Genomic DNA, 19,649 nt, shown 5'->3' with positions numbered 1-19,649 from the left:
GTTGACAATTTTGTGCAATTCTGTAAAGCGTGAGTTTCAAGGACCTGGGCCGCGAACTGTCCAACTGGGGCCGATGGGGGCCCGACGACCAGATCGGTACCCTCAACCTCGTCGAGCCCCGTCACGTGCGGGCCGCGGCGCGCGAGGTGCGGACGGGCAAGGTGTTTCAGCTCAGTATCCCGGTCGGAAAGGATGGACCGCAAAGCGGTATCGGCGGTCGCCTCAACCCCGTCCACCTGATGTCGATGCAGCCCGGGGACTGGGAACCGCACGGATTGCAGGTCGCTGACGACTGGATCATCATGCCGCTGCAGTCCGGCACCCAGTGGGACGCGCTATCGCACGTGGCCTACGACGACAAGCTCTACAACGGGTACTCCACGGACGAGGTCCGCACCCGGGCCGGCGCCCGTCAGCTGGCCGTCGACGCCTTCACCGACCGGATCGCCGGCCGCGGCGTGCTGCTGGATATCGCCCGGCTGCATGGGGTGAGCTGGCTCGAAGGCGGCACACCCATCACGCCGGCCGACCTCGAGGCCGCCGAACGGGAACAAGGCGTGACCGTCGGGGAGGCGGATTTCCTCTTGGTGCGTACGGGCTGGCGGGCTCGGCTGTTGGCGCAGGGACGCGAGGACTGGATGTCCACCGAGCCGGGTCTTGGCATCGATTGCGCGCGCTGGCTGCGTGACCGCGGCGTGGCAGCGGTGGGCAGTGACAACTGGGCCATCGAGGTGATCCCCAGCGAGTCAGGGGAGACGCTGCCGCTGCACTGCATCCTGATCCGCGACATGGGCATGCCGCTGGCCGAGATCCTCGACCTCGATGCCCTGGCCGCCGAGTGCGCGGGTGACGGGGTGTGGAGTTTCATGTTCGTGGCGCCGCCGTTGCACATCAGCAATGCCGTGGGTTCACCGGTCACGCCAATCGCGATCAAATGAGTTCGGCGTTTCAGTACCGTCTGCGTACCCGGGCTCCGCTGGTGAGTGTCGACGACTACCGGCGCGCGGCGCGCCGGGCGCTGCCCGCGATGGTGTGGGCCTATCTCGACGGCGGGGCCGAAGATGAGCGCACGCTACGCGCAAACCGTGCCGCCTTCACGAATTGGATGGTGCGGCAACGGGTTCTGGCGGGACATTCCAGCCCGGACCTGTGCGTCACGATCGACGGACAGAATCTTGAGCTGCCGGTGATCCTGGCGCCTACCGGGCTCACCGGCCTCGCCCATTGGTCCGGTGAGTTGGCAGCCGCGCAGGCAGCCGAACGCGCCGGGACCCGGTTGACGTTGTCCACGGCGTCGTCGTACTCGATCGAAGAAGTCGCGGCGGGCACCTCGGCCGACCACTGGTTCCAGCTCTATCCATGGGGCGACGGTCCGTTCTCCGACTCCATACTCAGCCGGTCCCGTGATGCGGGTTATCGGACCTTGGTGGTGACCGTCGATGTCCCGGTGCAGGGAAACCGCACCGGGGAGCGGCGCACCGGTATGGGGTATCCGCCGATCCTGACTCCGCGGCGCATCGCCGATGCCGCCATCCGCCCGCGGTGGTGGTACGGGCTGCTGCGACATCAGCGGATGACGATGCGCAGCCTGACCCACGCCGCGGGGGCCAAGGGCGCCGTGGAGTCCGTCGGCATCCAGAACCGCCGGATCCGGCCCGATCTGAGCTGGCCCGACGTGGCCGCTTTACGCGAGCGGTGGGACGGCCCGTTCGTGGTCAAGGGCGTGCTGGAACCCGAGGATGCGGTGCGCGCGGTCGACGATGTGGGAGCTACCGGGGTGGTGGTGTCCAATCACGGTGGGCGCCAACTCAATGGCGCGATGGCTTCGTTGGATGCGTTGCCCGACATCGCCGACGCGATCGGCGGGCGCGCCACCGTGTTCCTGGACAGCGGCGTGCGATGCGGCAGCGATGTGGTCACCGCGCTGGCCCTCGGTGCCGACGCGGTCATGATCGGCCGGCCCTACATCTACGGCCTGGCCGTGGCGGGTGGCACCGGTGTGGGCGCGGTGCTCGATATCCTGGCCGCAGAGATCCGCTCGACGCTCACCCTGATGGGAGTGGCGAGTGTGGCCGACCTGAGCCCCGCGCATATCCGCCGAGCAGACACAAAACTGCCCGAAAACCCTTGAAAAAGGGCAGTTTTACGTCTGCTCGCGCTAGGAATTCTTGGGTGGGCGGGGCCGCACCAGTACCGACTGCTGGATCGCGCCGACAGCGCCCGTCTGGTCGAACAATGTCCCGACCGTGGTGCCGATGCCATCGGGCCCGTAGTTGGTGTCGGCGCGAATGCCGATCCACTCCCCATCGGGCACCCGGTGAATGTGCACCACCAGGTCGGTGTTGAGGAATGTCCACTTGCGGATGTCGATCTTGGAACCGATGCCGTTGGCGTCGTCGGCCACCGCGAACAGCCGCTGAAGCGGCGTCATCGATTCACCCTTGACCACGTCGACCGTCGGTTTGAGCCAGGATTCACCCGGGCCGGGCGACTGGGGCACTGTCAGCCAGCGCCAGTCCACGCTGTGCACGTAGTTGGGCTCCCAGTTCTTGGCCATGTCGCGGCTGCGCGCGCGCTCCAGCGGCGGCAGTGGCTCGACGCCGGTGTGCGCGATCGCGCTGGTGTCCAGTTGCAACATCCGCCATCCGCTGGCCCGTGCCACTGTCCGGGCTGCTCCATCTGGCCCGGGGGCCAGCATTTCGGCGCTGACCAGTTCGATCTGCTTGCCCGGCCGTTCCAGCTGCGCACGGACCCACAGATCGCCCTCCGACGGCACCCCGCCCATCAGGTCGATGGCCACCCGGCTCAACCGGGTGTCGGTGCGGTGGTCGCAGCGTTCCAGTGCACGCACCAGCAAGGCCGACACCGGGGCGCCGTGCTGGATGGAAGCCGACCAGGTGCCGCGGGCCATGTCGGTGGCAGCGAATTTCTCGCCGATCGGGTCGTTCTCGTCGATCAGCTCGTAGTAAGAGTCGGACATATCTACCGTTCGAGTGGTGGTGGTCGTCAATGATGGTGAAGCAGGTCGTGATCGCCCGGTGCGGGCGTTTCCACGATGAGCGCGTCGACCCGCGACAACTTGGTGCCGATCAGGCGCTCTGGATAGGCGTCGGTGGTGGTGACCATGAACAGGGTGCGCCCCTCAACGCCACCCAGTGCACACGCGATCGCGGTACGCCCGTCGGTGCCGATCCGGTGCGTGACGCCGGATCCGTCCGGGGCGATGCGCTGGAACTCCTGGGCCAGGGTCAGTGCCGTCCACACCCCGCCTTCGGCGTCGATGGCGAGACCGTCGGGCGGGCCGTCGAGACCGTCAGCGAACACCCGCCGGTCGGTGAGGCTGCCGTCGTTGCGGATAGTGAAGGCGCTCAATCGCCGCGCGGTGGACTCCGCGACGATCAGGGTGCTGCCGTCTGGGGTGATCACCAAGCCGTTCGGGAAGTCGAGATCCTCGGCCACCACCGTCACCCGGTCATCGGGGTCGATACGCACGATCACCCCGCCCGTTCGAGCCTGGGATCCGACATAGGCGCGGCCGTGCTCGTCCACCACCATGTCGCCGAGGGCTGCTGGGACCAGATCGCTGAGGTCCACCAGCAGTTCGACGGTGTCGCCGTCGTAGCGCAGCACCTGTCGGCGCTCGGTCGACACGATGAGCAGGGTTCCGTCGGGCCGAAAGCCCAAACCCGACGGGGCATGTCCGGGTACGGGCAGGGTGGTCATGGAACCTGACAACGTGACCGTGTGTACGGCCTCGCCCAGCATGTCGGAAAACCACAGCAGGCCTTCGAACCACCGCGGCCCCTCACCGAAACAGAAACCATGCGCCAGTTCGGTTGTCCCGGTCTGTTCCGTTCCTGCCGTCATGTCCGCGCACCTTTACAAAACACGCCCCAAGTGTCACGCTCGCATGGTGTCACTGTCAACCACCGGAGTGCGGTAGATGAAGAAGTTCTACGGCCACACGCTGCTGTATCTGCACGAGACCATCGACCTGGGGTCGGGGCGCCCCGACCGGTTCGTGGAGACGTTCGGTGAGATCTACCAGCCGATGATGGAGGATCTCGGCGCCCGGTTGTTCGCGATCTGGGAAACCACGCCCTACAACGGACACTGGCCGCAGGTGACGATCATCTGGGAGATCGACGCATTCGCCGATTACGCACGGATCGGCAAGGCGCAAGCGGCCGGTGGCAGTCACGAGAAGCCCGCATTGCAGTGGGCGGCATACCTGTCCGAGCTCGGCGCACGTGGCGAGGGCCGAATCATGTACGCGGGCAAGTACAACAGGACGCTCGCTCAGCTGAAAGAGGCGAGTTTCGGGGCCGGACTGGTGATCCAGGAGATCATGCAGACCAAACCCGGGCGTCAAGACGATTACATTCGGGAACTGGAGCGGCTGTACGTGCCGTGGTCGGAAAGCACCGGCAAACGCTGGCTGGGCTCCTTCATCACCACCTTCCGATTCAACGAGGTGATCCACTACTGGGCCCTCGACGACGACTGGGATTGTTTCGAGAACCACTACCCGTCGTGGAAGGGCAACCCGCCCGCGGAGATCGTCACCTGGATGAGCGTGGCCCCCGCCCTTCGTGACGGCTGGGAGGACTCCATCCTCTCGGCCTTGCCACCCTCGCCGCTGAAGTAGGTCATGCCGTGAATCAACCTGTGCTGCAGGACTTCACCTACGATCCGTTCGATCCCGATGTGATGGCCGACCCGCTGCCGTACTACCGGATCCTGCGCGACGAGTACCCGGTGTACTACATCGACAAATGGGACACCTACGCGCTGTCCCGGTTCGGCGACATCTGGGACGTGCTCGGGGTCAACGACGGAACCTTCGTGGCGTCCGAGGGCACGCTGCCCGCCGCGAACGTGCTGGCGCAACGCAACGACGGCGCGGTGCCCGACCCTTCGCTCCACCCGATGCCCTTCCACGCCAACTTCGATTCGCCGATCTACGAGGACGTGCGGCGCTGCACCTCGGCACAGTTCCGGCCGCGATCGGCGGCCAAGCTGGCCGATCGGATCAGGACGCTGGCCAACGAGCGCCTCGACGAACTCCTGCCGCGCGGGACCTTCGACCTGACCCAGGATTACGGCGGCATCGTCGCGGCCGCGATGGTCTGTGAATTCGTAGGTTTACCAGTCGATCTGGCGCCGGAAGTGCTGGCCACCGTCAACGCGGGCAGTCTCGCGCAGCCCGGGGAAGGGGTCGAAGTCGGCAACGCCCGCCCCGGCTACCTGTCCTACCTCACCCCGATCATCGAGCGCCGGCGCGCAGAAGGCCACGACGGCAGCGTGCCGATCGCCGACGCACTGATCGATTACCGGTTGCCCGACGGCTCGGCGTTCGGCGACATGGAAGCCGCCGTGCAGATGCTGGGTGTCTTCATCGGCGGTACGGAAACCGTCCCGAAGATCACCGCCGCCGGTCTGTGGGAGCTGCTCCGCCACCCTGACCAATTGGCCGCGGTACGTTCAGATCTCGACGGCAACGTGCCCGTCGCCCGCGAAGAGATCATCCGGTACAGCGCTCCAGCGCAGTGGTTCGCCCGGACCGTGCGACGGCCGTACACCGTGCGCGGCACCACGATCGAACCGGGTCAACGCGTCATCACCCTGCTGGCCTCCGCCGCACGCGACGAACGGGAGTACGACAATCCTGACGCATTCGTGTGGAACCGGCCCATCGAACGGCTGCTGTCGTTCGGTCACGGGCAGCATTTCTGTCTCGGTGTGCACGTGGCCCGGCTGGAGATCACGATCATGATCCAGGAGTTCCTCAAACGTGTGCCCGACTACCGCATCGACGAGGCCGCGGCACTGCGGCCACCGTCGAGTTTCCAGTGGGGCTGGAACAACATTCCGGTGGAGGTCTGACGTGTGGTCGTATCGGCTCGTCGCTCCCTACGCGTTTGAGCGGAGCGAGGTTTCGGAGCCCTCACCGGAATCGTTGACGGACGGTCAGGTGCTGCTCGACTTCCTGGCCGCCGGAATTTGCGGCAGCGATCTGCCCGGATTCCGTGGCACCCAGGGCAAGCTGCCGGGTGACACCGGATGCTGCGCGGCAGAGATGAACGGCTTCCCGATCCACGAGATCGCGGGCGAGGTACTGGCCAGCCGGCACCCGGATCACCGGCCGGGGGAACGCGTGGTGGGCTGGGCGTCGGGCTTCGACGGTCTGATGGGCCGCGTGATCGCCGACGGAGCCGGGCTGGTGTCCTACGACCCGGTGCTGGCTCCGGAACTGGCCGTCGGCCTGCAACCGTTGGCCTGTGTCCTCTATGCCGTCGAGCAATTGCCGGATCTTCGCGGCCGCCATGTAGCCGTCATCGGGCAGGGCTCGATCGGGTTGCTGTTCTCCTATGTGGCAAAGACTTTCGGTGCGTCTCGCATCACCGGTGTGGATCCGGTGGACCGCTCGTCGGTGAGTGCCTGCTTCGGGGTCGATAACCCCGTCCGGGCCACCAGCGACCGTTGGGTGAGGCACCTGGGGTCGACCGGCAAGCCCGACGTCGTCATCGAGGCTGTCGGGCATCAGGTCGCCACACTCAACCACGCGTTGGAAGCCAGTGCATTCGGGGGCACGGTGTTCTATTTCGGAGTACCCGACGACGACAGCTATCCCATCAGTATGCGCACCATGCTCCGCAACAATCTGACCCTGAAATCCGGTGTCACACTGGACCGTCAGCGGGTACTGCGCCGCGCCGGCGAATTCGCCCGGGAGCATCCCGACCTGCTACCGAACTACGTGACCCACACCTTCGGCTCCGACGATGTGCAGGCGGCATTCGAACTCGCCTGCCGTCCGGTGCCAGAACGCGTCAAGATCGCGATCACCCGATGAACCCCAGCAGGCTGCAGGAAGCTCTGGCGGCTCATGCCCAGGTATGGGGTGGATGGGTCGTCGGTCCGACCATCCTGGGTCCCGAGGAGTTCGCGGCGGCCGGCTACCACTACGTCGGATTCGACGTGCAGCACGGCTATCTCGACGACGCCGACGTGGCGCTGCTGCTTCGCCGCCTCGAGCATGTCCCGATCGCCACCGCGGTACGGCTGCCCTCGGCTGATCCCGCTCCGATCGGCCGGGTGCTCGACGCGGGTGCCGACGCGGTGATCATCGCCATGGTCGAATCCGCCGAGCAGGCCGCCGCGGCGGTCGCGGCCACCAGGTACGCCCCGGCCGGCGTGCGCAGCTTCGGGCCGCTGCGAGCCAGCCTCGGACACGACACCGCCGAGTTGGAACGCCGAGTGAGTGTGTTCGCGATGATCGAGACGGCGCGCGGTCTGGCCGCGGTCCACGAGATCTGCGCGGTACCGGGACTGACCGGGATCTACGTCGGCCCGGCGGATTTGGCGATCTCCATGGGATACCAGCTCGCCGACGCCTGGACGCACCCCGAAGTACGTGCCGCGATGGCCGGCATCCACACCGCCGCTCACGGCGCCGGGTTGATCGCCGGAATCCACGCCGGGGCAGGGAAGCTCGGAAAGACCGTGGCCGACTTGGGGTTCCAGATGGTCACGCTGGCCTCGGAATCTCAAGCGCTGCGCCGCGGTGCCGCCGAGCACCTCGCCGAGGCAACAGGACATGCCGGCGGTGCGACCGTATCCGGGAGCACCGCAACCGGCACAGAACGAGGTGGCTACAACTGAACGCAGCAGCAGGGCATGGCAGCCGCGTCGCGCTGGTGACCGGTGCTGCCCGTGGCCAGGGCGCGGCCATCGTGCGCAAACTGGTGACCGACGGCTACCGGGTTACCGCCGGGGATCATCTGATCGACGAACTCACCCCTACCACAACCGAGTTCGGCGACAACGTGTTGGCAGTCGAACTGGACGTGACATCGCCAGAGCACTGGCAGGCCGCGGTAGCAGCCACTGTGGCCCGATTCGGCGGGCTCAACGCACTGGTCAACAATGCCGGCGTATTGCACCGAGCCCCGATCGCAGAGGAAACGCCGGCCGGGTTCGAAGGGGCCTGGCGCGTCAACTGTCTGGGCCCGTTCCTGGGATTGCAGGCAGCCCTTGAACCGCTGCGTCGCGCAGAAGGCGCCGCTGTGGTGAACACCTGCAGCACCGGCGCGATCCGCCCGTTTCCGCACCACGCGGCCTACGGTTCGTCGAAGTGGGCGCTGCGCGGGTTCACCCAGGTGGCCGCCGCCGAACTGGGCCGTGACGGGATCCGGGTCAACGCGATCTTTCCCGGACCCGTCGAGACGCCGATGCTCGACGCGTCCACCCAGGCCAGGCTGGCCGAGCGGGCTACGTTGGGGCGGCTGGGCAAGCCGGGCGAGATGGCGGACGCTGTGGCGTTCCTGTTGTCGGACCAGGCGGCGTTCATCACCGGCTCGGAGCTCGTCATCGACGGCGGCCAATGTCTGCAGATCGGATAGCGCGGATGTCCCGTTCACCCACTGTCGGGATCATCGGCGCCGGTCCGGGTGGCCTGGCACTCGGAATCTTCTTGAAAAAGGCGGGTTTCGGAGACTTCACCATCTTCGACCGCGAAGACGGGGTCGGTGGAACCTGGCGGATCAACACGTATCCGGGGCTGGCCTGCGACGTGAAATCGCACCTCTACTCGTATTCGTTCGATCTCAACGCCGACTGGAGCCGGCTGTGGGCCGGGCAACCGGAGATCTTGGCGTACTTCGAACGGTGCGCCGAGCGCTATCGGTTGGATCCCCATCTGCGGCTGAACACCGAGATCACCGCGGCGCGGTGGGATGCCGGTGCCAACAGTTGGTTGTTGACCACCGGATCGGGGGAGCAGCACCGGTTCGACATCGTGGTGTCGGCCATCGGCCTGTTCACCCAACCGTTACGGCCGAATCTGGTGACCGAAGAGCCGTTCACCGGCACCCTCATGCACACCGCCGAATGGGATCACGATGTCGCACTCGAGGGTGCACGGGTGGCCGTGCTCGGAACCGGATCGACTGCCTCGCAAGTGGTTCCGGAGCTGGCGAAGGTGGCCGAGAAGGTGTACTCGGTGCAGCGCTCGGCGACCTGGGTACTGCCGAAACCCGACCGCCCGTACACCGAGCGGGAACGCTGGCTGTTCGCCCACGTGCCGTTCGCGAAGAAGATCTACCGAACTCGGCTCTGGCTGCGCAGTGAGTCCAACATCGCCGTCATCGAGAACGGCAGCGACAAGACACAGGAGTTCAAGGCACTCGCGCTCAACCTGCTCGAATCGACCGTGGCCGATGAGGAACTGCGAGCCCAGCTGACCCCGGACCATCCACTGGGCTGCAAACGGCTGGTGTTCTCCCCGGATTTCATCGCGACCCTGACCAGGCCCAACGTCGAGGTGGTGTCCAGCCCGGCCCGCGCGCTACGGGCCCGGTCGTTGGTCACCGAGGATGGTCGGGAACTCGAGGTCGACGTGGTGGTGTGCGCCACCGGGTACGCGGCCGCGGACTACCTGGGGCAGATCGAGGTGACCGGTGAAGGCGGGTTGTCGCTGCACGACACCTGGAGTGACGGGGCATTCGCCTACCTCGGGATGACGGTGCCGGGGTTCCCGAATTTCTTCATGCTCTACGGGCCGAATACGAATGTCGGATCCAACAGCGTCATCTTCATCCTGGAGGCACAGGCCCGTTATGTCGTGCGAGCGCTGAAATATCTTCGGCGCAAACGTAAGTCATACCTCGCGGTGCGTCCCGCGGCGATGGCGGCGTTTCTCGCCGACATCGACAAGTGGATGCAGGGCACAGTGTGGCTGACCCGGTGCAGCAGCTATTTTCGGGCCCCAAGTGGCCGGGTGGTCACCCAGTGGCCACGCAGTGCGCGGGCTTTCTGGTCGATGACCCGCCGGTTCCGGTCGGCGGACTACACTTTCGAACCGCCCACCAACTACCCGGCCCCGGTGACCGCGGCCGCCGATCGGACGGACGGCTGAGCCATGGCCTGGCTGGACCGCCTCGACACCGCCCTTCACGGGTTTGCCGAGGCCCGCACGGACCTGACCACTGACCAATTGGGTGTGGTGCGTGCCTCGCTGGATCAACGCCGCCGCGATGCCGCGCAGGTGCTGGACACGCCAGGCGTGGAGATCGTCGGGGCGCGCGTCGCGCTCGGACGACGCAGTATCGCGGTGCGGATCTACCGTGGCGGGCCGTCGCCGTCACCCGCGGTGGTCTACTGCCACTCGGGCGCCTTCGTCCTCGGCAACCTCGACACCGACCAGATCCAATGTGTGGAGTTGGCCCGGCGGGCCCGCTGCACGGTGATCGCGATGGACTACCGGCTGGCGCCCGAGTATCCCTATCCGGCTGCCTTCGACGACGCGATGATGGTGCTCAATTGGACGGCCACGTTGGCCGGCGAGCTCGACATCGACGCCGGACGCGTCGCGGTGGCCGGAAGCAGCGCCGGTGGCGCGCTCGCCGCACTGCTGGCGCAGCACTCCGCGGCCGGTTCCGCACCGCCGATCGTGTTCCAGGCACTGCATCAGCCGGTGCTCGACGACCGGCCCACGCGGTCGAAGGAGGAGTTCGCCGACACCCCGGGCTTCGACGGTCCGGCGACGGTGGCGATGTGGCGCCACTACGCCGGCGGCCGGGATGTGCCGGAGTCCGCCGTGCCCGTCCGGGCGGCCGCCCTGACCGGTGTGGCGCCGGCGCTGATCACCTGTTCGGAGCTGGATCCGCTGCGCGACGAAGCGCTCGACTATGCGCGCCGGCTGTTGGCCGCGGGGGTGGCCACCGAGCTCCACCTTTTTCCCGGTACGTGCCACGGCTTCGATTCGCTGCTGCCGGACTGGGAGCTCAGCCAACAGCTTTTCGCGCTGCAGGGCGCGGCGCTGCGCCGTGCGCTGCATGGTTGAGCCGGTAGCTGGGGCACCCCGGCCCACGCTCGGCTGTGGTTGTGATCGACGTTGTGGGCAATAATGCAGGTCTGTTGCAAGTGAAACTCGCGCGGACAGTCGAGGCGGCCGGTGCGACGATGGCCTCGGTGGTACGGCGGCACAACCGAACGGTCAATCGGGTGTGCCGAAGCGAGTGAGCGATTGAGAGGTAAATATGTCGGCCGACGACGACCGGCTTATGTACTCCGGAGACGCCAAACACGCCAGGGACCCGCTGGGCTACGGCGGGCTTGATGCCCTGCTGGGCGGCCCGGTGGCAGCGCTGCCCAACGGGCGATCCCGGCACGGCGACGCCAGGGTGTCGACCCCACCGGTCGTGCTGACCTCGAATTTCGCCGCTCCACGCGAAGCGGAGATCACCACCAAGCTCCCGGTGGTGCCCGGCCGTCCGATCAGCGGGTCGTCCTCGGCCGGTAGCTGGATCCTGGAACAGCCGATTCCCGCGGCCGCACCGGGCGAGGCACGTGCCATCGACAATCTGTCCCGTGTCGGCGTGCGCTCCTCGGTCAAGATGCAGCCACGGCGCGGCTGGCGGCGGGCGGTCTATGTCACCACCCGGCTCAATCTCGGGCTTTCCCGTGACGAACACTACGAACTGGATCTGTACGCCAGGGTGCGCCGCACGGCTCGTGAGTCCCACCAGATCGGCGTCTTCGGTCTCAAGGGCGGCGTGGGCAAAACAGCCGTCACCGTGGCGCTCGGATCCGTGCTGGCCGCGGTGCGCGGCGACCGGATCCTCGCTGTCGACGCCGACCCCGCCGGCGGCAACCTGGCCGACCGGGTCGGACGGCAGTCCGCGGCGACCGTACGCGACCTCCTGGCCGCGGGCGACCTGTCGCGCTACAACGATGTCCGGGCGTTCACCAGCATGAACGAGTCCAAGCTCGAGGTGCTGTCCGGCGACGAGTACAGCGGCGCGAGCCGGGCCTTCAACGATGCGGACTGGAACGCCGCGACCGCCGCCGTCTCCAAGCACTACAACCTGGTGCTGGCCGATTGCGCGGCGGACATGTTCGCCCCCGCCGGCCGCGGCGTCCTGGCGACGGTGTCCGGCGCGGTCATCGTCGCGAGTGCCTCGATCGACGGTGCCCGGCAGGCCGCGGTGACCATGGACTGGCTGCGGCACAACGGCTATCAGGATCTGCTCAACCGCTCCTGCGTCGTCGTCAACCACGTCGGACCGCGCAAACCCAACGTGAACACCGGCGACCTGGTGCATCAGTTCCAGAAGCATGTGGCACCGGGCCGGGTGTTCGTACTGCCGTGGGACAAGCACATCGCGGCGGGCACCGAGATCCATTTCGACCTGCTGCGGCCGGTGTTCCGCCGCCGCACGCTGGAGTTGGCGGCCGCGCTTTCCGACGATTTCGACGGCGGGGCGGCGCTAGCTTGATTCTCGGCTCGCCGAGGTAGCTTGATTTCTCGGCTCAGCCGAGCGCCAACTCCCGGGCCACGGCGGCGTGATAGGCGTCGATGTTGGCCGGATTGACCACGCGGAACAATGCGTCAGGCAGCGGCGCGTCCTTGTAAGCCTCGATGGTCATCGTTCTGCTGAACAGCGTGATGTCGTTGCCGGGCCGGGTGAACTGGTACTGCACGGTGATGCGGCCTTCCATACCGCCGTTGCCGTCACTGTCGTGGCCGAGCCGGCCCACCGAGTTGAACACCCACATGCGCGGCCGCATGGCGATCGCCAGGTGCCAGGTATAGATGTGCGCCCCGTCCGGCCCGGCCTCGGTCCAGGTGTCACCGACCCGCAGCGGCAACCGCTCCGGTAGTCCGGCGATGTGGGCGCTGCCCGGGTAGGTCTTGACCCAGTTCGCCGGATTGGTGACGAAGTCGTAGATCTCCTCGGCGGGCTGGGTGAAAGCCGTCTCGGAGCTGGTGGTCACGATTCCCAATGGTGTTCGCCTTCCTCGGTTTTGCCGGTCAGAGTTCGCAACCGCAGGCGGCCGTCGTCCCGGACGAAGGGAGTTCGGCCAGCACGTCCACGCGTGTCGCGTCGAAGCTGAGGAACCCCTGGATGGGCAGGGACTCCGGTGGGGTGTCGGGGTAGCTCCACGCCACATCGGCGATGACGGTGTCCCCGACGACGGCTGACCAGTAGGTGGCCGTGCCCTTGTAGTTGCAGTACGACGTGGTCTGACTGGCCTGCAGGAGATCGGTGCGGACCCGGGAGGGTGCCACGTAGAGCCGCGGCTCCAGGGCCGTCTCGAAGACGATCACGGTGTCGTCGGTGTCGACCAGAACGCTGTCGCCTGCCGTGACCCGCAAGCTGCGGCGGGTGGGCAGGCAGTCGACGCGGTGGTACGGGTTCGGCGGATAGTGCACCAGCCTGCGGCCCTCTTCGAACCACTCGTCGACGGCATCCCAGGGCACCGAGACGTATCCCGGTGCCTCGACCACCGGCTCGTTCGGCAGGTTGCCGACCTGATCGCTGGGAAACGCGTAACTCAGCGGGTGACCGGCCCGGTGGACCATCAGGGCGTGCTCGGTGTCGAGCTGTGCGGCACCGCCGCGGAATGCCTGAATACGGCGCGGGTGCGGCTCGATGTAGACCGTGCTTTTTGCCAACGGAGGGGTGAACCAACCGGCCGGTTGTGTACTCAATGGTCCCCGCCCCGCAACGAGACTCATTGCAGCACCTCCATTTTGACTGATCGAACTGCGCGGACAGCTTTGTCGGGCGCATCGGCGCCCGTACCTGCGGCCGGTCGACGCGTCAGGATAGAAGCTTTACAGATTCTCTTGAGAATGTCACGCTGTTGGGTGAGGCGGACCGCACCGCAACAACCTGTCGAGAGTGCCGGCCGATCAGGCCTTGGACCCGGATTGGATGCCCTATGTCCCTACAGCCAGGAATGTCCGCGCAGTTGTCCGAAATTCGTGGCGGCAACACGGTCGCAGTCCCGTTCACCCGGCCGCGGGTACGCCCTGAAAAGGCGCTGCAGTACGAGTTGCACGTGGTGGCTGCCGATGTCGCCGGCACGGTGTCGGGAATCGGGGGATGGTTGTTCGACAGGGCGATGGCAGGTTGGCGGGTCGGCGTCGTCGTCGACGACGACGGAGACGAACGCGCACTGCGCGTCCTTGGCCTGAATGCCGTTGGCCTGAACGACTTGTGGCGGTCGGCAGAGGCCGACTCGGCGGCCGTGACGGCGATCGGCACGTCCTGCTTCGAATCCGGCCGGCACGGGCTCACGCCGAGCGATTACACGGGTGACGTCGTCTTCTTCGGGTCATACGCGCCGGACGGCGTGGGCGAACAGACCCGGCGGGTCGAGTACCGTCCCAGCGCAGCGGCGCTGGCGTTCAAGGCTCACGCGTGGGCCATCGCCGGGGGAGACCCCGGGTCGGTGGGCAGTGTCGAGACCCTGTTCCGGTGCGGCCGGTCGGCGGGCCTGCCCGACGCCGACCTGGCTCCGGTGTGTTGATTCCGGCGCAGGCGTCGGTCGAGGGCCTGCTCGAGGTGTTCGACGTGTCGGCCGCCGGAGCGGATCGATTCGTCGGCGTGACGGGACCGGCCGGAAATGACGGCAGGCGGGTGGCCAAAGGGGCGCAGGCGCTGGGTCAGGCCATTGTCGCGACGGCAAAGCGATTCCCCGGCAAGACGATTCGGTCGGCGCATGCGGTCTTCGCCAGGCCGGTCGACATCGATTCCACTGTCGAGTTGTCCCTCGGTGTCGTGCACGAGGGCCGTTCTGCGGCGACAGCTGTCGTCACGGTCGGCCAGGATTCGCGGGTGTGCGCAACGGTGACCGTGTTGTCGGATGTGCCCACGCTCGATGTGGTCAGCCACCATGCCTTGCGGCCCGACGTCGAGACTCCTGACGATGCCCACCCCGGCGGGCCGGCCATGGCAGGCCATGAGCTTCGCCTCGTCGACGTGGTCGATGTCAACAGCCCCGACGAGGTGGGGCCGCCGGAACTCTATGCCTGGCTGCGCTGTGACCCGATACCCGAACGGGACGACCTCGCGAAGGCGCTGCTGGCGTATTTCACCGGGCAGCTTGGTATTTCGACCACCATGCGGCCGCACCGGGGGATCGGCACAGCGCAGGCGCACGCGACGCTGTCGACCGCCCTGATATCGACGTCGATCAGTTTCCACGAGCCCGTGGAGTGGGATGGTTGGCTGCTCTACAGCCATGAGAGCACCGCGGCCGGACGCGGCATGTCGTATGTCCGCGGTCAGGTGCACACCGAGGACGGTGAGCTGCTGGCCTCATTCGCCCAGGAGGGGATGATCCGGCCGATGCGACCGGTGGACACCGCGATCGACATGCCGGCCCGATTGTAGGCCCGGCGTGCGCGGTGGGCGGCTAGCGAATCCAGCCGCGGCGACGCAACCAGATGTTGCGGAACACGGCCAGCAGGATGAGTACCGCGAACGTGATGAGGAACCAGTTCTCGACGTGTCCGATGTGGTTGCCGTGCATCATGACCAGCAGGAAGATCGCGGAGAGAATCCCGCCGAGGTGGATCACCTTGATGTTCAGCTCCGACCAGCCCCACGCTGCGGACGGCACTTCCTCGACGTCGACGCCGTTGTTGCGCTCCACTTCGGTGCTGGCCACGGTTGCTCCTCCGGATCGAACTGGCTTCAGGCTTGGCTTGCGGACATTCTGACATACGACGCTGCGTCGTATGCCGGCCCTGGGGGGTCAACCCAGGTGTCGGTATCTGCGCAATGCCTCGAGCCGCTCCTCGCTGTGGTCGACGATCGGTTCCGGATAGGACACCGGCCGGTCGACACCGAGTTTGTGTACGTCGACGACATCGGCCAACTCGGGTACCCAGCGTCGGATGTAGGCGCCGTCGGGGTCGAACTTCGACCCCTGCAGGGTCGGGTTGAAAACGCGGAAGTAGGGCGCGGCGTCGGTGCCGCAGCCGGCCGCCCACTGCCACCCGTGTTGGTTGTTGGCCATATCGCCGTCGATCAGCTGGTCGAGAAACCAGCGTGCTCCCCATTGCCAGGGCAGGTGCAGGTCTTTGACCAGAAACGACGCCACGATCATGCGCACACGGTTGTGCATGAATCCGGTCGAGGCCAGCTGGCGCATCCCGGCATCGACGATCGGGAATCCGGTCCGGCCCGCCTTCCACGCCTCGAAGGCCTGTCGAGCCGGCTCGTCGTCGTCCACCTCGATCGCATCGAAATCGCGGTTCCAGTTTCGCCAGGCGCTGTCGGGCCAGTGGTACAGGACCGTCGCATAGAAATCGCGGAAGGCCAGCTCCCGCAGGTAGGCGTTGTCGCCGGAGTCGAGGTCGACTGCCAGGGTCCGTGGGTGGATGGCGCCGAACTTGAGGTGCGCCGACATGCGGCTGGTGGCGTCGAGGTCTGGGCGATCGCGCTGGCTGGGGTAGTCGGCCAATCCCTGCTCCACGAATTCCCGCCACTCCGACCTTGCTGCCCGCTCACCCGCATCGAACGTGAGAGGGTCTGTGGCAGAAGGAATTTCGACGCAGTCGCAGATCTCGGCGGGTATTCGCGCGGGGTCGATCCAGCGTGCCGACGCGGCCCCGGAGGCCGCGGGAGCACGCCAGCCGTGAGTGCGCCAGGCGCGGAAGAAGGGCGTGAACACCCGGTAGGGCGCGCCGTCGGCTTTGGTTATTCGACCGGGCGACACCAGATGGCCCGATCCCGTCGCGCACAGGGCGGTCTCGCCGAGGGCCGCCTGGACCGCGAGGTCGCGACGTCGGCCGAACGGCGAGTAGTCCTCCGAGATGTGCACCGAGGTAGCGCCGACGGCACGGGCGAGCGCCGGAATCCGTTGTTCGGGACGGCCGCGGGTGACCAGCAGATTCCCGTCGAGGCTGTCGGACAATTCGCGCAGCGCCCGGTACAGATACTGCAGACGGCGCGCGCCCGACGAGGCCTCCAGTCGGGGATCGAGCACGTAACAGGCCAGTACCTCATCGCCGTGCTCGGCGGCCTCGAGCAGGGCTGGATGATCGGAGCAGCGCAGGTCTCGCCGAAACCAGAGCACGGTGGGCATGCACTACATGCTGCCCACGAACACACCGGAAAACACGGAAGGTCTTCAGATGCAGTTTTGGAGCGGTACGGCGTTCATGGACACCACCGAGGCGCTGACGGTGGCGCCGTTGCTCGACGAAGCCGGCTACCACGGCATCGTGTGCTCCGACCACATGATCTACCCGCGCGAATTGTCTTCGCCCTACCCGGATTCTCCGACCGGCAAGCCGCCGTGGTCACCGGAGACCGGTTGGCCGGACTCCTGGGTCCTGATCGGCGCGATGGCCGCCCTCACCCGCCGGCTGCGCTTCTCCAACGCCGTGTACGTGGCACCGGCGCGTCCGTTGCTCGAGGTGGCCAAGCAGGTGGCGACGGCCGCGGTGATCTCCGGCGGTCGGGTGTCCCTCGGTGTGGGCGTCGGCTGGATGCGGGAGGAGTTCGAACTCATGGGCCAGGATTTCGACACCCGCGGTAAGCGCCTCGACGAGATGATCCCGGCGCTGCGCGAGATCTGGCGCGGCGGCTGGGTGTCCTATGAAGGGCACTACTACCGGGTTCCCGAGATGATGATCGAACCTCACCCGCCCGCGCCGGTCCCCATCTTGTGCGGTGGCGAATCCGAGGCGGCACTGCGCCGTGCGGCCCGATCGTGTGACGGCTGGATCGGTTACGCCTACACCCTGGAACAGGCCGCCGGTTACACCACTCGACTGGCTGAACTGCGCCGTCGCTACGGCCGGGAGCACGAGCCGTTCGACGTCATCCTGGCCCTGCTGGATCCGCCGTCGACGGACCTCTACAAGCGCGCCGAGGATCTCGGCATCACCGCCGTGATGTGTGCGCCGTGGCTGGCGATGCCCAACGGTGCCACGGGCGTCGACCGGTTCCGCGGTCCCATCGAGCAGTTCGCGGAGGACATCATCGCGAAGGCGGGATAGCGCCGCGGCGTCGGCCCGCTGTCAAAGTGACAGTTGCAATGACATCACTATGATGTCACCATGACAGCATGGATTTGCAGCCGTATGTAGACGCCGTCCGGCATGAACTCGGAGTCGCCGCCGCGGCAGGTGGCGCCGAGGCCGAGGCGCTGGCCCAGCGGCTGACGGCTCCGCTGGAATCCGCGTTACGGCTCGCGCTGCTGGAAGCCCTGTCCGAGGCGGCCGAGCAGATCACGCGCGAACTCGCGCCCGGATCCGTGCATGTCCGGCTCGACGGCCGCGATCCTGAGTTCGCCGTCGAGACCGCCGAGCCCGACGGTCCTGTGGCGCCGTCGGGCGTGGACGTTCCTGACGACGACGGCGGCGGGACCTGGCGGGTGTCCCTGCGACTCCCGGAGAGCCTGCGTGCCGGCGTGGAGGGCGCCGCTCGCCGTGACGGCGTGTCGGTGAACGCGTGGCTCGTCCGTTCCGCTGCCGCCGCCCTCGGCGGAACCGGGCGCCCGAGCCGTGGCGGCGACAAGACGTTCAGCGGCTGGGTCCGCTGAACCCGACAGAGCTGAACCCGACGGATAGGAGATTCCGATGCCCACTTTCCGCACACCCGAACCGATCACCGCTGTCGTCGAAATCGTGGCCGGTGCGGTGCACCTGGCATCCACCGACCGCAACGACACCGTCGTCGACATCACGCCGCGCGATCCCGACCGCGCCTCTGATGTGCGCGCGGCCGAGCAGGCCCGCGTCGATTTTCACAACGGCACCCTTGTGGTGACCGCAGGCAGAAAGGTCTTGTCGTTCGGACGCGGGGGAGCGGTCCGCATAGACATCGCCTTGCCGAAAGGCTCCCGGCTCAAACTCTCCTCGGCATCGGCAGACATCGATGCGGACGGTGTCTATTCGGATTGCCGCTGCGCCTCGGCCAGTGGCGCGATGCGGGTCGCGGCAGTCACCGGAAACATCAAGGCGGACAGTGCATCCGGAGATATTGCGATCGGTGATGTCGTGGGTAACGCACGGGTCGCCACGGCTTCGGGCGACGCGACAATCGATCGGATCGACGGAGACATCAATTTCCAGGCGGCCAGCGGCAGCCTGTCGATCGGAACTCTGCGCGGCAACGTCAAACACCAGGCAGCATCGGGCTCTGTCACCGTCGCAGTCGGGGTCAGCGGTGCCCTGAGCGCCCAGACCGGCAGCGGTGAGGTCGAAGTCGGCATTCCGGAGGGCACTGCCGCACGACTAGAACTCAAGAGCCACTCCGGCACCGTCGACAACGGCCTGCAGGCTTCGGAAGGCCCACTAGACGGCGACGAGAGGTTCATCGTGCAGGCCAGGACCGGCTCGGGTGACATCTCGATCCGCCGCGCCGTCGCATCGGCGGCCACCTCCTAAGCGGGGTCGAACCGGAACACCGTCAAACGGCCGGCCAGTGCCTCGAATTCGTCAGGCGTGCCGTCGACGACGAGGCCGCTGCGCTTGGCGAACCCGACGCCGACGGGCACTTTGACCGCGAACGCACGCAGCACCGGGCGCGACTGGTCAGGCGTGAGCTCGACGATCCTGACCGGCCGCGACCGGCGGCCACGCGTCAGCGTCCCGGTGCCGGCGGCACGGGCGTTGGCCGCCCAGTCGGAGCCCGGATAGCCCGCGACCGTATAGAGCCCACCGTCGAGATCGAATGGCGTCATGGGCGTGCTGCGCGGCGCTCCGGTCTTGCGGCCGGGAACCGTCAGCACCATCGCCGGGCCGGTTGGGATGCCGAGGCGTTGCACCGCCATCATCAGTTTGTTCATCGGCTTGAGCCACCGTGGCGGCCGCAGGTCGGTCTTTCGTTCAGACATGT

22 protein-coding genes are annotated in these 19,649 nt (G+C 67.0%); 15 read left to right on the top strand and 7 right to left on the bottom strand.

The window, feature by feature from the left end; all coding sequences use genetic code 11:
* Positions 1-29: 29 nt before the first annotated feature.
* Both H977_RS0129560 and H977_RS0129555 read left to right on the top strand, forming a co-directional pair.
* A complete protein-coding gene (locus tag H977_RS0129560; RefSeq protein ID WP_029111238.1) occupies positions 30-938 on the top strand; it encodes a cyclase family protein in 909 nt (302 codons plus the stop codon).
* Positions 935-2,131: an alpha-hydroxy acid oxidase gene (locus H977_RS0129555; protein WP_051289211.1), complete on the top strand. Its 1,197-nt coding sequence runs from the start codon at positions 935-937 to the stop codon at positions 2,129-2,131. The genes H977_RS0129560 and H977_RS0129555 overlap by 4 nt, the downstream gene beginning before the upstream one ends.
* Positions 2,132-2,158: 27 nt before the next feature.
* On the opposite strand, the gene H977_RS0129550 is transcribed toward H977_RS0129555, so the two are convergent.
* Entirely contained in the window at positions 2,159-2,980 is an 822-nt protein-coding gene (locus tag H977_RS0129550) for a thioesterase family protein (RefSeq protein WP_029111236.1), read from the bottom strand.
* Positions 2,981-3,006: 26 nt separating this feature from the next.
* A complete protein-coding gene (locus H977_RS0129545) occupies positions 3,007-3,867 on the bottom strand; it encodes an SMP-30/gluconolactonase/LRE family protein (protein WP_036477689.1) in 861 nt (286 codons plus the stop codon).
* A 76-nt stretch (positions 3,868-3,943) separates the two neighbouring features.
* Here H977_RS0129545 and H977_RS0129540 point away from each other — a divergent pair, with 76 nt between their 5' ends.
* From H977_RS0129540 to H977_RS34205, 8 genes are all read left to right on the top strand, one after another.
* Positions 3,944-4,648 carry a hypothetical protein gene (locus H977_RS0129540; protein ID WP_029111234.1) on the top strand — a complete coding sequence of 235 codons (705 nt, stop codon included), beginning with the start codon at positions 3,944-3,946 and terminating at the stop codon, positions 4,646-4,648.
* Between the two features lie 62 nt (positions 4,649-4,710).
* The gene (locus H977_RS0129535; RefSeq protein ID WP_036477909.1) at positions 4,711-5,886 is read left to right on the top strand and encodes a cytochrome P450; all 1,176 of its coding nucleotides are present in this window, start codon (positions 4,711-4,713) and stop codon (positions 5,884-5,886) included.
* 1 nt (position 5,887) lies between these two features.
* Positions 5,888-6,856, top strand: a complete 969-nt coding sequence (locus tag H977_RS0129530; protein ID WP_029111232.1) for a zinc-binding dehydrogenase — start codon at positions 5,888-5,890, stop codon at positions 6,854-6,856.
* Complete coding sequence (locus H977_RS0129525) at positions 6,853-7,665, top strand: HpcH/HpaI aldolase family protein (protein WP_029111231.1); 813 nt, start codon at positions 6,853-6,855, stop codon at positions 7,663-7,665. The genes H977_RS0129530 and H977_RS0129525 overlap by 4 nt, the downstream gene beginning before the upstream one ends.
* Before the next feature lie 35 nt (positions 7,666-7,700).
* Positions 7,701-8,405, top strand: a complete 705-nt coding sequence (locus H977_RS0129520) for an SDR family NAD(P)-dependent oxidoreductase (protein WP_231396092.1) — start codon at positions 7,701-7,703, stop codon at positions 8,403-8,405.
* Positions 8,387-9,919, top strand: coding sequence for a flavin-containing monooxygenase (locus H977_RS0129515; protein WP_036477686.1), 1,533 nt, complete (start codon positions 8,387-8,389; stop codon positions 9,917-9,919). The genes H977_RS0129520 and H977_RS0129515 overlap by 19 nt, the downstream gene beginning before the upstream one ends.
* 3 nt (positions 9,920-9,922) lie before the next feature.
* Positions 9,923-10,846: an alpha/beta hydrolase gene (locus H977_RS0129510; RefSeq protein WP_029111228.1), complete on the top strand. Its 924-nt coding sequence runs from the start codon at positions 9,923-9,925 to the stop codon at positions 10,844-10,846.
* Between the two features lie 196 nt (positions 10,847-11,042).
* Positions 11,043-12,281, top strand: coding sequence for a MinD/ParA family ATP-binding protein (locus tag H977_RS34205; RefSeq protein WP_081681904.1), 1,239 nt, complete (start codon positions 11,043-11,045; stop codon positions 12,279-12,281).
* A gap of 34 nt (positions 12,282-12,315) precedes the next feature.
* On the opposite strand, the gene H977_RS0129495 is transcribed toward H977_RS34205, so the two are convergent.
* Complete coding sequence (locus tag H977_RS0129495) at positions 12,316-12,789, bottom strand: hypothetical protein (protein ID WP_029111227.1); 474 nt, start codon at positions 12,787-12,789, stop codon at positions 12,316-12,318.
* A gap of 28 nt (positions 12,790-12,817) precedes the next feature.
* Positions 12,818-13,525 carry a DUF427 domain-containing protein gene (locus H977_RS0129490; protein WP_029111226.1) on the bottom strand — a complete coding sequence of 236 codons (708 nt, stop codon included), beginning with the start codon at positions 13,523-13,525 and terminating at the stop codon, positions 12,818-12,820.
* 206 nt (positions 13,526-13,731) lie between these two features.
* Here H977_RS0129490 and H977_RS34200 point away from each other — a divergent pair, with 206 nt between their 5' ends.
* Both H977_RS34200 and H977_RS0129480 read left to right on the top strand, forming a co-directional pair.
* Entirely contained in the window at positions 13,732-14,322 is a 591-nt protein-coding gene (locus tag H977_RS34200; protein ID WP_231396091.1) for a hypothetical protein, read from the top strand.
* Positions 14,322-15,188, top strand: a complete 867-nt coding sequence (locus H977_RS0129480) for an acyl-CoA thioesterase (protein ID WP_029111225.1) — start codon at positions 14,322-14,324, stop codon at positions 15,186-15,188. The genes H977_RS34200 and H977_RS0129480 overlap by 1 nt, the downstream gene beginning before the upstream one ends.
* A 22-nt stretch (positions 15,189-15,210) precedes the next feature.
* On the opposite strand, the gene H977_RS0129475 is transcribed toward H977_RS0129480, so the two are convergent.
* Complete coding sequence (locus tag H977_RS0129475) at positions 15,211-15,465, bottom strand: DUF2631 domain-containing protein (protein WP_029111224.1); 255 nt, start codon at positions 15,463-15,465, stop codon at positions 15,211-15,213.
* Between the two features lie 87 nt (positions 15,466-15,552).
* On the bottom strand, positions 15,553-16,887 hold the full coding sequence (locus H977_RS0129470) for a cryptochrome/photolyase family protein (RefSeq protein ID WP_029111223.1): 1,335 nt from the start codon (positions 16,885-16,887) through the stop codon (positions 15,553-15,555).
* Positions 16,888-16,936: 49 nt separating this feature from the next.
* Here H977_RS0129470 and H977_RS0129465 point away from each other — a divergent pair, with 49 nt between their 5' ends.
* The 3 genes from H977_RS0129465 to H977_RS0129455 all read left to right on the top strand — a co-directional run bounded on the left by H977_RS0129465 (position 16,937) and on the right by H977_RS0129455 (position 19,198).
* Positions 16,937-17,806, top strand: a complete 870-nt coding sequence (locus H977_RS0129465) for a TIGR03619 family F420-dependent LLM class oxidoreductase (protein WP_029111222.1) — start codon at positions 16,937-16,939, stop codon at positions 17,804-17,806.
* 68 nt (positions 17,807-17,874) lie between these two features.
* On the top strand, positions 17,875-18,351 hold the full coding sequence (locus tag H977_RS0129460) for a hypothetical protein (RefSeq protein ID WP_029111221.1): 477 nt from the start codon (positions 17,875-17,877) through the stop codon (positions 18,349-18,351).
* 37 nt (positions 18,352-18,388) lie between these two features.
* Entirely contained in the window at positions 18,389-19,198 is an 810-nt protein-coding gene (locus tag H977_RS0129455; protein ID WP_051289207.1) for a DUF4097 family beta strand repeat-containing protein, read from the top strand.
* On the opposite strand, the gene H977_RS0129450 is transcribed toward H977_RS0129455, so the two are convergent.
* The gene (locus tag H977_RS0129450) at positions 19,195-19,647 is read right to left on the bottom strand and encodes a nitroreductase family deazaflavin-dependent oxidoreductase (protein ID WP_029111219.1); all 453 of its coding nucleotides are present in this window, start codon (positions 19,645-19,647) and stop codon (positions 19,195-19,197) included. The two genes, H977_RS0129455 and H977_RS0129450, sit on opposite strands and share 4 nt — an antisense overlap.
* Positions 19,648-19,649 lie beyond the last annotated feature (2 nt).

The organism is Mycobacterium sp. URHD0025, from assembly GCF_000426065.1.
Taxonomy (GTDB): domain Bacteria; phylum Actinomycetota; class Actinomycetes; order Mycobacteriales; family Mycobacteriaceae; genus Mycobacterium.
Note: the sequence above shows the minus strand (reverse complement) of the source record. Positions and strands in the feature narration are given on the sequence as shown.